The organism is Evtepia sp., assembly GCF_056797215.1.
Genome location: NZ_JBQILM010000045.1, coordinates 1 through 12135, shown reverse-complemented (window position 1 = coordinate 12135; position 12135 = coordinate 1). Strand labels below are relative to the sequence as shown.

At 55.9% G+C, this 12135-nt stretch carries 14 protein-coding genes and 1 tRNA gene; 5 read left to right on the top strand and 10 right to left on the bottom strand.

Annotation, left to right across the window (positions count from 1 at the left end):
* The 3 genes from ACTOZL_RS09345 to ACTOZL_RS09335 form a co-directional block, all read left to right on the top strand.
* On the top strand, nucleotides 1-1208 hold a 1208-nt coding region (locus tag ACTOZL_RS09345; protein ID WP_482478090.1), incomplete at its 5' end, for an AMP-binding protein.
* A gap of 64 nt (nucleotides 1209-1272) precedes the next feature.
* Entirely contained in the window at nucleotides 1273-1572 is a 300-nt protein-coding gene (locus ACTOZL_RS09340; protein ID WP_482478089.1) for a type II toxin-antitoxin system RelB/DinJ family antitoxin, read from the top strand.
* Nucleotides 1566-1841: a type II toxin-antitoxin system YafQ family toxin gene (locus ACTOZL_RS09335; protein WP_482478088.1), complete on the top strand. Its 276-nt coding sequence runs from the start codon at nucleotides 1566-1568 to the stop codon at nucleotides 1839-1841. The genes ACTOZL_RS09340 and ACTOZL_RS09335 overlap by 7 nt, the downstream gene beginning before the upstream one ends.
* A 123-nt stretch (nucleotides 1842-1964) precedes the next feature.
* On the opposite strand, the gene ACTOZL_RS09330 is transcribed toward ACTOZL_RS09335, so the two are convergent.
* From ACTOZL_RS09330 to rpsO, 3 genes are all read right to left on the bottom strand, one after another.
* Nucleotides 1965-2795 (bottom strand): epoxyqueuosine reductase, encoded by an 831-nt coding sequence (locus ACTOZL_RS09330; RefSeq protein ID WP_482478086.1) that lies wholly within the window; start codon nucleotides 2793-2795, stop codon nucleotides 1965-1967.
* Nucleotides 2796-2813: 18 nt separating this feature from the next.
* Nucleotides 2814-4964, bottom strand: coding sequence for a polyribonucleotide nucleotidyltransferase (locus ACTOZL_RS09325; protein WP_482478084.1), 2151 nt, complete (start codon nucleotides 4962-4964; stop codon nucleotides 2814-2816).
* A 186-nt stretch (nucleotides 4965-5150) separates the two neighbouring features.
* Nucleotides 5151-5417, bottom strand: a complete 267-nt coding sequence (rpsO, locus tag ACTOZL_RS09320; RefSeq protein WP_482478083.1) for a 30S ribosomal protein S15 — start codon at nucleotides 5415-5417, stop codon at nucleotides 5151-5153.
* Between the two features lie 255 nt (nucleotides 5418-5672).
* Between rpsO and ACTOZL_RS09315 the strand changes: the two genes are divergently transcribed.
* Entirely contained in the window at nucleotides 5673-5801 is a 129-nt protein-coding gene (locus ACTOZL_RS09315) for a hypothetical protein (protein WP_482478082.1), read from the top strand.
* Nucleotides 5802-5983: 182 nt separating this feature from the next.
* Nucleotides 5984-6061 (top strand) — tRNA-Arg (locus ACTOZL_RS09310).
* A 323-nt stretch (nucleotides 6062-6384) separates the two neighbouring features.
* Here the strand turns inward: ACTOZL_RS09310 and ACTOZL_RS09305 are convergent.
* The 7 genes from ACTOZL_RS09305 to ACTOZL_RS09275 form a co-directional block, all read right to left on the bottom strand.
* Nucleotides 6385-7779, bottom strand: coding sequence for a tyrosine-type recombinase/integrase (locus ACTOZL_RS09305; protein WP_482478081.1), 1395 nt, complete (start codon nucleotides 7777-7779; stop codon nucleotides 6385-6387).
* A complete protein-coding gene (locus ACTOZL_RS09300) occupies nucleotides 7779-8168 on the bottom strand; it encodes a helix-turn-helix domain-containing protein (RefSeq protein WP_482478079.1) in 390 nt (129 codons plus the stop codon). The genes ACTOZL_RS09305 and ACTOZL_RS09300 overlap by 1 nt, the downstream gene beginning before the upstream one ends.
* A 161-nt stretch (nucleotides 8169-8329) precedes the next feature.
* Nucleotides 8330-8563 (bottom strand): helix-turn-helix domain-containing protein, encoded by a 234-nt coding sequence (locus ACTOZL_RS09295; RefSeq protein ID WP_482478078.1) that lies wholly within the window; start codon nucleotides 8561-8563, stop codon nucleotides 8330-8332.
* An 18-nt stretch (nucleotides 8564-8581) separates the two neighbouring features.
* Entirely contained in the window at nucleotides 8582-9130 is a 549-nt protein-coding gene (locus ACTOZL_RS09290) for a type II toxin-antitoxin system PemK/MazF family toxin (protein WP_482478077.1), read from the bottom strand.
* A gap of 482 nt (nucleotides 9131-9612) precedes the next feature.
* Nucleotides 9613-10197 carry a sigma-70 RNA polymerase sigma factor region 4 domain-containing protein gene (locus tag ACTOZL_RS09285; protein WP_482478075.1) on the bottom strand — a complete coding sequence of 195 codons (585 nt, stop codon included), beginning with the start codon at nucleotides 10195-10197 and terminating at the stop codon, nucleotides 9613-9615.
* A gap of 569 nt (nucleotides 10198-10766) precedes the next feature.
* Nucleotides 10767-11474, bottom strand: a complete 708-nt coding sequence (locus ACTOZL_RS09280) for an ImmA/IrrE family metallo-endopeptidase (RefSeq protein ID WP_482478074.1) — start codon at nucleotides 11472-11474, stop codon at nucleotides 10767-10769.
* Nucleotides 11475-11753: 279 nt separating this feature from the next.
* Nucleotides 11754-12135, bottom strand: a 382-nt coding sequence (locus ACTOZL_RS09275) for a LexA family protein (protein WP_482478073.1), incomplete at its 5' end; no start/stop codon positions are given.

Sequence of the window (12135 nt, the reverse complement as noted above, 5' to 3'; positions counted from 1 at the left end):
ACGGCGGCTGTGACCAAACCCTCCTGGCGGCAGCGGAACGGGCAGGGGTCCCCCTGCGCTTTGCCCTGGGGGCCGGGGAGGGCTTTGAGGACTTCCACGCCACCCTCCAAGGCCAGCCGGAGACCATGGAACGGGTGGAGACCCAGGCAGAGGAACCCATCCTGCTCTACTTCACCTCCGGCACTACGGGGGAACCCAAGGGGGTGCTCCACGACCATGCCTATCTCCTGGCCAACCACTGTGGGGCCGCCTACATGCAGGACACCCACGACGGCAGCCGCCACTTCGCCACCGGGGACAGCGGCTGGGAGGTGGTGGCGGGGACCAAGTTTTATTGCCAATGGCTCCACCTGGGCACCCTGCTGGTGTATGACTACGACCGTTTCCCGGCAGAACAGGTGCTGAAATTTTTACAGGAGGCCCGGGCCACCGGGGTGATGGCCCAGCCCACGGTGTACCGGATGCTCACCGACGTGGGGATGGACCGCTATGACTTGTCCAGCGTCACCTGCTTTGCCGTGGGGGGGGAGAAGCTCCCCCCGGACCTGGCAGAGATTGTGGAGGGGCAGACAGGGCAGCCGCTGTATGAGGGCTATGCCCAGTCAGAGGCGGGGCTCATCGCCGCCAACAGCAAGAACATGGGGCGGAAAAAGGGCTCCGTGGGGAAGATTTTGCCCAAGTACCATGTGGAGCTATTAAAGGACGACGGCAGCTTCGCCGCCCCGGGGGAGGAGGGGGAGATTGTCCTCCTGGCCCAGGACGGCAAACGCCCCGTGGGCCTCACCATGGGGTATCTGGATGATCCCGAGGGCACCCAGGCGATCTGGGACGGCAAGCTCTTCCACACCGGGGACTTGGCGGTCAAGGACGAGGATGGGTTCCTGTTCTATCGCGGCCGCAGCGACGGGATGATTAAGAGCAAGGGCTACCGGGTCAGCCCCGTGGAGCTGGAAGGTATCTTATGCCAGCACCCGGCGGTGGCGGAATGCCTGGTGGAGGGCATCCCTGACCGGGAGCTGGGGGAGAAGATTGTGGCCAGTGTCAAGGTGGCCCGGGGCCATCTCCCCACGGCGGAGCTGGCGGAAGAGCTGATGGCGTTTCATAACAGCCAGTGCGCTGGGTTTAAGAAGATTCGGGGGATTAGCTTCGTCAACGCGTTGGCGCGGAATGCCAATGGGAAGTTGGTGCGGAAGCGGAAAGAGCAATAAAAACACATTGTGTTGACATTTGCATCACAAATGGATATACTATGGTAAACGGGAGGTGGCACACATGGCAAAGACCGCAAATATCAACGTCCGAATCGATCCGGAAACGAAAACAAGTGCCGAGGAACTATTTTCCAGTTTCGGGATTACTATCTCAGATGCCATCAACATTTTTCTTCGCAAATCCATTATGGAGGGTGGCTTGCCCTTTGAGATGAAACAGCCCCGGTACAATGCGGAGACGGAAGCAGCTATGGCCGAGGCCAGGGCAATGATGGAAAGCCGGAGCCATGTTAAGCACTACCCCTCTGTGCAAGCCCTTTTTGAAGAACTAGACGCGGAAATGGAGAGAGAGTCTTGTTAAAGCTGGCCACGACCAATCAGTTCCGCAGGGACTATAAGCGCGTGAAAAAGCGCGGGTATGATATGCGCTTATTGGATGAAGTGCTTACTCAGCTTTTACAAGAAAAGACGCTTGCGATGCGTCACTGTGACCATGGATTAGTTGGAAATTATACTGGATTTCGCGAGTGTCATATTTTACCAGACTGGCTTTTGATTTATGCGATAGACAACGGGAAACTGATTCTTACTGCTTCCCGTACTGGCACACATGCAGATTTATTCCCCTAAGTTTTATACGCAGATATAGAGAGGACCAAGTCTACCCAGAAGGGAGAGACTTGGTCCTTTTACTCTGCCTTGTACGTAAAATACCCGAACCTGTCAACAGGAAATGTCAGGTGGAGGAAAGCTTTACTCTCCCTCTTCCCTCCACCCCAAATTCCGCACCAGCGGCCCAATCCCCCGCCAGGCAAAGGCCCGGTCTCCGTATTTCCGACGAAAGGCCCGGTTGCTCAAGCCCTCCAATTCCCCCAGGGTGAGGGAGGGCAGCAGGTTTTCCCGGAACTCCGGCAGGGGGCTCAGGGCCGCGCAGTGATTGAAGGGGCAGGCCTGTTGGCACAGGTCGCAGCCCCACACTGTGGGGCTGTGCTTGATCTGCTCCACCACCTCTGAGGGCAGGGCCCCCTTCTCCTGGGTGAGGGCAGAGAGGCATTTGGCTGGCTGGAAGCCCTCCGGCCCCAGGGCCCCGGTGGGGCAGGCGGCCTGGCAGGCGTGGCAATGGGCTGGACAGCCTTCGGGGGCCATCCCCCGTACCCCAGGGAGGGCCAGGTCTGTGAGGATGGTGCCCAGGAAGAGGTAGGAGCCGTAGGGGGGCAGGATGCGCAGGCCGTGGCGGCCCCGGAAACCCACCCCCGCCAGCTCCGCCGCCGCCAGCTCTGGCACCGGGGAGTTGTCCGCGCCAGGGACATAGCGGTGCCCGGGGTGTTGGGCCTCCAAGGCCTGGCACACCTGGCCTAAGCGCCGGGCCAGGACCCGGTGGTAGTCCTCCCCCCGGCAGTAGAGGGAGAGGTTGCCGGGGGACGGCCCGGCGTAATAGGGGAAGGCGGCCACCAGCACCGTCTCCACCCCAGGGCACAGGGCGGCAATGGCCTCCTTGGCCCCCTCGTCCAAAAACGGCCGGAGGCCGCTGAAGCGGACGGCACCCCATGCCGCCGCACCAGCGGCCTTCCAGATTTCATTCATATACGGTCTTTCCGGCGCTCAGCCGTTGCGCTTGGCGTCTCTGGCCTCGATGGCGGCCAGCTCCCGCTGGGCGTCCCGGAGGGAGAGGTTCACGCGGCCCTTCTCGTCGATGTCGGTGACCTTCACCCAGACCATATCGCCGATGTTCACCACGTCCTCTACCTTCTCCACCCGGCGCTCGGCCAGCTTGGAGATGTGGACCATGCCGTCCTTGCCGGGGGCCAGCTCCACGAAGGCGCCAAAGTTCAGGATGCGCACCACCTTGCCATAATACAGCATCCCGATCTCCGGGACAAAGACGATGGTGTCAATCATCTTCTTGGCGGCGTCGCAGCAGGCGGCGTTCTCGGCGGAGATATAGATGGTGCCGTCGTCCTCGATGTCGATTTTCGCCCCGGACTCCGCGGTGATCTTCTGGATCACCTTGCCGCCGGAGCCGATCACCTCCCGGATTTTGTCCGGGTCGATTTTCATGGTGAGCATCTTGGGGGCAAACTCGGAGACCTCCGGCCGGGGCTCCCGGATGCAGGGGAGCATAACCTCGTCCAGAATGGCCTTCCGGGCGTCGCCGGTGGTATCCAGGGCCTCTTTGATGATGGCGTGGGAGAGGCCGTCGTTCTTGATGTCCATTTGGATGGCGGTGATACCGGCCTTGGTGCCGGCCACCTTGAAGTCCATCTCCCCGTGGAAGTCCTCCACCCCCTGGATGTCGATGAAGGTGGTGAAGGAGCCGTCGTCGTCCTGGATCAGGCCGCAGGAGATGCCGGCCACCGGGGCGGTGATGGGTACGCCCGCGTCCATCAGGGCCAGGGTGGAGCCGCAGATGGAGCCCTGGGAGGTGGAGCCGTTGGAGGACACCACCTCAGAGACCACGCGGATGGCGTAGGGGAATTCCTCCACAGAGGGGATCACCGGGTCCAATGCCCGCTCGGCCAGGGCGCCGTGGCCCTTCTCCCGGCGGTTGACGCTCCGGGCGCCCCGGGCCTCGCCCACGGAGTAGGCGGGGAAGTTGTAGTGGTGCATATAGCGTTTTTCGGATTCCTCCCAGATGGTATCCAGCTTCTGGCAGGCGGAGAGGGTGTTTAGGGTGACCACGGAGAGCACCTGGGTCTGGCCGCGGGTGAAGAGGGCGGAGCCGTGGACCCGGGGCAGGACCCCCACCTCGGAGGCCAGGGGCCGGATCTCGTTCTTCTGGCGGCCGTCCACCCGGTGGCCCTCCAGGAGCCAGGCCTTGACGATCTTCTTCTGGAATTTGTAGGTGATCTCTTCCAGGTACTGGTCCATCTCGGGGTACTCTTCCAGGAAGCGCTCGTGCCAGTGGTCGATGAGGGCGTTCCAGCGCTCCTCCCGGACGTTCTTGTCGTCGGTGTCCATGGCGGCCTTGGCCTCCTCCATGGTGGCGGCCACGATCTTGTCAAAGAGCTCTTGGTCGAAGTCGGCGTGGTCGTAGGTCATTTTCTCCTTGCCGATCTCCGCCACGATGCCGTTGATAAACTCCACCTGGGCCCGGATTTCCTCATGGGCCTTCACGATGGCCTCATACATGATGTCGTCGGGGAGCTGGTCGGCCCCGGCCTCGATCATCACTACCTTGGCCCCGGTGGCGGCCACGGTGAGGTCCAGCTTGGAGCTGTGCTTCTGCTCCTGGGTGGGGTTCATGACGATCTGGCCGTCCACATAGCCCACTTCCAGGCAGCCGATGGGGCCGGCCCAGGGGATGTTGGACACAGCCAGGCAGGCGGACACGCCCACCATGGCGGCGGCCTCTGGGGAGCAGTCCCGGTCCACGCTCATGACGGTGCAGGTGACCACCACGTCGTTGCGGAAGTCCCCGGGGAAGAGGGGCCGGATGGAGCGGTCGATGACCCGGGAGGCCAGGACAGCGGGCAGGGAGGGCTGACCCTCCCGGCGCAGGAAGGAGCCGGGGATGCGGCCCACGGAGTAGAGCTTTTCCTCAAAGTCCACGGACAGGGGGAAGAAGTCCACCCCGTCCCTGGGGCGGGGGGCGGCGGTGACAGCCACCAGCACGGAGGTGTCGCCATAGCGCACCATGGCGGAGGCATTGGCCAGCTCCGCGATTTTGCCAAATTCCAGGGAGAAGGGGCGGCCGGCGATTTCGGTCTTGTAGATATGGTCGTTAAATTTCTTGTGGGTAATGATGGTTGACATCGATGCAGTCTCCTTTCTAAAAAGACAGGGTGGGGGAGGCATCCGTATTTAGCACTTGAAGGCATGTCCGCAGCCCGGGCACACATTCAAAGGCTAAAAGAGAGGCGCTCCCCCGGCGTTTGGGGGCCTATGGGGAAAAGGGGCGGTGCAGCTTTTGTCCACACCGCCCCTTCTATATAGGCAAAATTACTTACGAATACCCAGCTTGGCGATGAGGGTACGATAGCGCTCAATGTCCTTCTTGGCCAGATAATCCAGCAGCTTGCGGCGCTTACCGATCATCTTGTACAGGCCACGGCGGCTATGGTTGTCGTGGATATGGACCTTCAGGTGCTGGGTGAGCTCGTTGATGCGGGCGGTGAGGATGGCGATCTGCACCTCGGGGGAGCCGGTGTCGGTTTCGTGGGTGCGGTTGGCCTCGATCACGGCGTTTTTCTCGTCTTTACGGATCATGGGAGTGTTCCACCTTTCAAAATTTGCCGCTGACCGGGTGGCGGGTGGGGGAACCCCCTGGAAAGCAGGCGCTTATCCCGGAACTCAGTCAGGGTAGAGTCAACACTTGCGCAGGCTGCGCAAGTGTTTTATAGTATACCACAGAAGTTACAAATTGTAAAGAAAATTTTTGGCAGGACTTTTGTGGGCGTGCGCCTCACGTTCCATACAGGTCAGCCGGTTACATCTACACGATATGACCAAACACGCTTTACGATGCGTATCAACTCTGAATTGCTGGAACGCATCAAGATTGAGGCGGAAAAGAACAAGCGCTCCGCAGCAAAAGAGATCGAATACATTTTGGAAAAACATATCAATACCCTGCCCAAGGATGCACCGTGAAAACCGTATTCGCGTCCAGAGCGGTGATTGACAAAGGCCATCAGATGCGCTAAAATAAGGGACGCATAGGCCCATGTAGCTCAGTTTGGATAGAGCGACCGCCTCCTAAGTTCCCGCAGGAGCAATCGCTTTTCCGAAAAAAGCGGTGTGCAAGGAGTACGAAAGCATTCGTGCAAAAATAGGCCCATGTAGCTCAGATTGGATAGAGCGACCGCCTCCTAAGCGGTAGGCCAGAGGTTCGAGTCCTCCCATGGGTGCCAAAAAAGGCCCGAAATCAGCGTATTTTCGCTGGTTTTGGGCCTTTTTTGTTCAGAAAACTCCCATTGTGAAAATCCATAAGGGAGAAGGGCTTGTTAGCAGGAGATGGATTTTGTTAGCAAGGGGAAGATTTGGCAGATCGAACTTCTGACTTTTTGTGTGCCCTCCCTGCCGTGGGCTTGCTAACATTGTTAGCAGGATTTTCCCGGATTTCTCACGATTTCGGCCCTCCCTGCTAACACGGCAAAAAAGTCAGGCCAAATCTTGCTAACAAGAAAAGGGAACGACGTGGGTTCGATTTCTCTCATTTGTGAATTTCCACAAATCACAGCGCCTGTGCCAGGGTTTTGAGCGCCCCTGCCATTTCCGGTGATCCGGCCAGCAGGGACAGGAGCAGGGCGTTTCGCTCCTTCTCTCCCAGGGTAAGCGGCGGGACGGCTGGCGGCGTTTCTGCATCTTTCTCTGGCGCGGGTCCTGAGGCCGTGTAAAATTCCTTCTGGAACCGCTCCGCATTTAAGCGCCGGTCATCATCCAGGATGTGCGCGTAGCGTTCGGTGACCATGGAGGCTTGGGCGTGCCCGGTGTCCCCCTGCACCGCCTTGATGTCCCCGCCGCTGAGTTTTAGCTTATAGGTGGTACTGGTGTGACGGATGCTGTGAAAGACCACCTTGGGCAGGCCGTTGTCCGCAATCAGCTTGCTGAAGGCCCGATTGATAACCGCCCCTTCTACAGGGGTGCCGGAGGAAGAGGCGAATACAAGGCCATAGTCGGTGTATTCCTCTCCCAGCAGTTCCTTCAGCTCGTCGATCTCCCGCCGCCGTTCCTCTAGCATCTCGGCTACCGCCTTGGGCAGAAATATCTTCCGCACACTGGTTCTTGTCTTGGGGGATTTCAGCACCAGGACCGTGTGCCCACAGGCAAAGACAGAGGGAAAACGCAGTTTAATCCCCTGCTGGTCAATCTGCGCCAAGGCATCCCTGGAAACCCGCTGCAATTCCTTGTCCACATAAATGAAGGCCGAGCCATTGTCGATGCTCTCCGGGGAGATATCCACACAGTCCCAAGTCAGACCCAGCATCTCACCCATCCGCAGGGAACAGGAAAAGGCTAGGTTCAGCGCCAGACGAAGCATATCGTTCTCGCAGAGGTCGATGGCTTTGAACAAGGTCTCCGCGTCCCAGATTTCCCGCTCTTTCTTTTCGTATTTCGGCAGGGTCGCGTTCTGGACAGGATTGCGGGCCATCAGCTCCCACTTGACCGCCTGATTGAAGGCACTGCGGAGGATTTTGTGAATCTCTCGAATCGTGTGGGCGGAGATGAACTTGGCCTCGCCAGTCTCGTAAGGCCGCTGCTTGGCTTTCATGGTTTGGAGCTTTTGATAAAAGCGGTCCATCATGCGGGGGGTGATATCATCCAGCTTCGTTTCCCCAAGCAGGGGGAGGATGTAGTTGTCGATCAACCCCCTGTGGCCCTCATAGGTAGAGGGGGCCCAGGTGTTCGCGCCGTAGATGGAGACGTATTCCTCCAACAGATGGGCCAGTGTGGTGGCGGAGGGGGCGATGAATGTTCCTTCCGCCAGTTGATGCTCCACCTCGGCCTTCCGCTTCTTCGCCTGCGCGTGGGTATCAAAGCTCTCCCACTTTTGACGGCGGGCACCGTTCTCGTCTGTGAGCCAGTAAGCCACAGAATACTTGCTCTTTCGCTTGATGATGCTTGCCATTACGCGGTTCCTCCTTGTTCAATTTGTTCTGCGCTTTGTTGAGTAGGGATGCTGTCCTTGTAAATACGAGTCCGGTTATCCACCTTGACCGCCCGAAGCTGTCCCCGCTTAATGTATGTATAAACCGTACCAGGGTGGATGCCCAAGCGGTCGGCGGCTTCCTGGACGCTCAAAGTATGTGCCCATTTTTGTCCGGGAGAGGGGCCGTTGACCTTCCTGTAATGAAACTGACCGCTGTACCAGTCCTCAAAACTGTCCAGCAGGACCCGCATTTTGCCGCCCACCAGGACAGTTTGAAAGCGTTTCTGCTTGACCAGCCAGTATGCCTCGACTTTTTTCATGCCGAGAAGCCGCTGCATTTCAGGGACTGAGATGCTTGTCTTTCCCATGCTGTATAACCTCCTATTTCTTCGATTTGTTGAGACAAAGTGCCTCTATGTAAGACCCGCTGCAATGTGGGCCTCCCCTATGCCCCACATTGTAGCGGGCTGTGGGAAAAAGCGCAAAGGTACAAAACCCTTGCGCTTTGGAAATTCGTATCCTTGACACGTTATTCTCCCTCGCCATCCAGCCAAGCATCAAAGCTCTTTTTGGAAATGCGAATCTGCTTCCCGACTTTTTGGCTTTTGAACAGCCCGCGCCGGATGAGGGCGTAGGCTGTGGAGCGGCTGATATCTAAAATTCTCTGAATATCGCCCACGGAGTAGGTTCGTTTTTCCACCCCGCAGGACGGTTTGTATCCCGTATCCATTTTACCACACCCGCTGTTTTGCTCTTCAAACATTTTCGATACCTCCTCCCCTCATGTATCTCCTAACCGCTTCCTGCGGTTGATAACCATGAAGTCCAGCCCCGGCTGGACCTCACAGTATTCGCAGACGCTATTTTCAGCCTGTTCCCCTTCCGCTCTGCGGATCACATGGTCCGGCGAGCTGTAAAACTGATTGGAACAATTCGGGCAGAGGCAGAGTCTTTTTCCCTCCGGCTCAGCTTTTTTCTTAGCCTGTCTCTCATCCGGCAGTGCCAGACTGGCACAAATGGCCCGGTCGATCTCTTCCATTTCATCCGCCTCCATACAGTCCACATACTCCCGCAGCCGCTGCTTGTCCAGCACGCGGATCTGCTCCAGCATGACCATGGAGCGGCGGGGCAGCTCTAACCGCTCCGGCAGGATCACATGGGTGGGCAGGTAATACTTCTTCCCCTTGCTGGTGATGGGGGCTATGATAACGGTGGGGCAATGCTTGTTTCCCTTATCGTTCTGGATGACCAGGACAGGGCGAAGCCCACCCTGCTCGGAACCCTGTACGGGGTTCAGTTTGGCGTAATAGATATCCCCTCGGCAAATCATATTCGATCCCTCTTTTCCTATATATTCTCAAAGTATTTTCGTCATGTAACGCCCAGACGGCCTACGCCCAACAGAGTCTTTCAACGTGCGGCTCTGTAAGCGTGGCCGTTTGGGCTTTCTTGCACATCATTTGTCCTCGACACCCCTGTGCGTGGGAAGTCACTGAGTCGCGGCCCGCTATGCCGCGTCACGGGAGTTTCACCCCAGCTGTCGTTCTGACAGAGCCGCCCTCATCGCCTGCGGCGAAACCAAATTTCGCTCGGACTGTAGACTGGACGGGAGTACCATTATCCTTCCGATTGTCCTTGCCATGCCGGGGGCGACCCGGCACTCGCAGCAGCTTTCATCGCTCTCCCGTTGCCGGGGTCTCGGCGCAGCGGCTGTCGTGGCTCGTGATTTTCACACATCATCGGAATTGATGTCTCAGTGAATGGGTATGTGGTTTTCAAGGTTCACGGAAGGTTTTCTAACCCTCTCACTTATCATTGGGTAGCGATTTCGGATTTTGCCGTATCAATTTTCAAAAATTTTTTCAAATCTGCCAGACCGAAGTTTTTCCGGTCTGTAAAGGCTTGGCGGCTGATTCCGAGTGCAGCAGCGATTTCGCTATCGCTCATTGTGGGACAATGAAAATATTTGGTGAGAATGGCCTCTCGCCTAGCAACGGACAGCGTTTCCATTGCAGGGGAAAGCTGCTCCTTACAAACCTGCCAGAGAACATCTTCTTCAAACTCCGCTCCAATGTCGGCAATCAGTTCGTGCAACGAACAGGGGCCTTCTTCGTCGAGCAGGGCATCCAAGGACAAGGCAGTTCTGCCTTTGCCCCAGGTACGCAAATACTTGTGGCGGCAATATTCCGTATACCAATCCTGGTACTGCGACTCGGTGGCTTCTATGTAAATCACATCTGCATTGGGACAGATATCGTTTCCAAGGCGGATAAAACGCCGTTCGCCGTTCTCTGGTTTCTTCAGCAGGTCATAAAATGCCCTGCCGTTCAGTTCAACCCATTCGATGTCCATGCCGTTGCAGGCAGGGTCTTTCCAGATAAAATACTTTTTCGCCATGTTCGTGATCTCCTTTGTGTGAATTTTTCAGATGGAAAAATTCGGAGATCACGGGTATTTCGCTATGTAGCACTGCCACTTAGAACGCATAAGAAAGCCCTTTCCCGAGCAAGCCGGGAAAGGGCTTTCTTCACGCCGTATGAAGCAAAATCAGAGCAGCAAAATGCGCCGTAGAAATCGGCTGACATAGAAAATCTATGTCAAACCGGCTTCATACGGCGCATGATAGTCCCAGGCTATACGCCTGCACTCCGCTTGCTCGATTATGAATCGCTGGTATTTTATTCAGTTATCGGGAATATCCCCTTCGCTTTATCCTTCGGAAATATCCCATGTTGAAAATTGTAATTGATTTACAGTTATTGCATTTCACTTTGAAATGTCCAGAAGCATCAGAAAAGAGTGTGACAAGGTAGCGATTGCAGTGGGGGCAGCGCAACTCTCGATCTTTCAAGTCAATACTCTCATGATAGGAACGCTCTACCTTGCTCCTTATCTCCCGGGACATAGGTTTCGTCTTGTAGGCCCTGATGGGCGCTTGCTGCATCATAGACTTCCTCCTGTTTCGCTCAAAAGGACATTTCTGTTTCCAGATATTCCGATATTTGTCGGTACTCGATCAGGCCCAAGGAACGCAGGCGAATCAGCAAGGCGGTGAATGTAACCCCCATGCTATCAGCCATTTTCTGGACAGAAAGTTTGTCCGCTCTGCGCATAACGTGATGCCCATACACGGGAAGCCGCGCTCCATTACAAAATGCCTGCATCGTCTGTCTAACTAGAAACTTTGGCATAAGCAGAACAGCAGCCATCCGATCTGTCTGTGCCTCACACAGATTAAGGTGTGCTCTCAACTCTCCAATACTATAGGTTTTTTCTCCATCATAAAGCCGGTTAAAATATGGGCCAGCTGCAGTTGGACTCATCCGCTCAAATACAACGTGTGCAGCCTCATGTGCCAATGTGAAACGACGTTGGCCGCTCCAATCCTCATGCAGTAAATATCGGTCTAGCACTACAGTCCCTTTGGGATAGATTATCTGCTCCTTTTTCTGATTGCGATGAACATTCAGGGGATAATTCCCATCTGAAACAAACCCTATTTTATCCTTGTCGTCCTCAGCTAGAGCCTCATAGACAAGGGGAAGATGTAGAAAGTCTTTGATAAAGCCCTCGATATCAATACACTTGGGGGAAGGTTTCTTATTGCAAATATATCTCTGGATCAGGCTTTCCCCGACTTCCTCTATCTCCGCATTTGTAACCAAAGTCCTCATGTATTTTCATCTACCCTCCTATGCTACATAAACATACCAGTTTTTTTCATCATCTCGGTAGAGATATTTTTCTGTCCCTCCAATCAATACAGCGTACCGTACGCCCTCAAAGGACAAATCCGGGCTGCGGCAGGTGTGGAGAACACGCTCAATCTTCCATACACGACCATCGCCCCATCTGATTTTGTTCGGGCAAGTGATTCCGTCTGGTGAAACGGAACACTGAACCGTGATGTAAACCTTGTTCGCTTTCATCAACTCCCTTCGAAAACTAACTCTTTATAGCGCCTTGATGACAAACTTTGCCACCCCTTGAATGTCCAAATCTTTGACATAGATTGGGTCCATACTCTCATTTTCTGGCTTGAGCACGTAGCTATCCTTCTCTCTATCATAGCCCAACCGTTTGAGGGTATTGGCTCCTTCGTGGAGAGCAACAACTATATCACCGAGGGATGCTTCTGCCTGTTTTTTTACCACAACTAGGTCTCCGGCTTCGATCCCCACACCAATCATCGAATCGCCAGTGGTTCTTATAATATATAACTCACCGTCCCCAAAAATAGCAGTTGGCAACAGGACATACTCTGCAATGGACGCTTCGACCTGGTCAAGCGGTCCACAAGATATTGCGCCATCGTAAACCACAGCACTTTTCTGT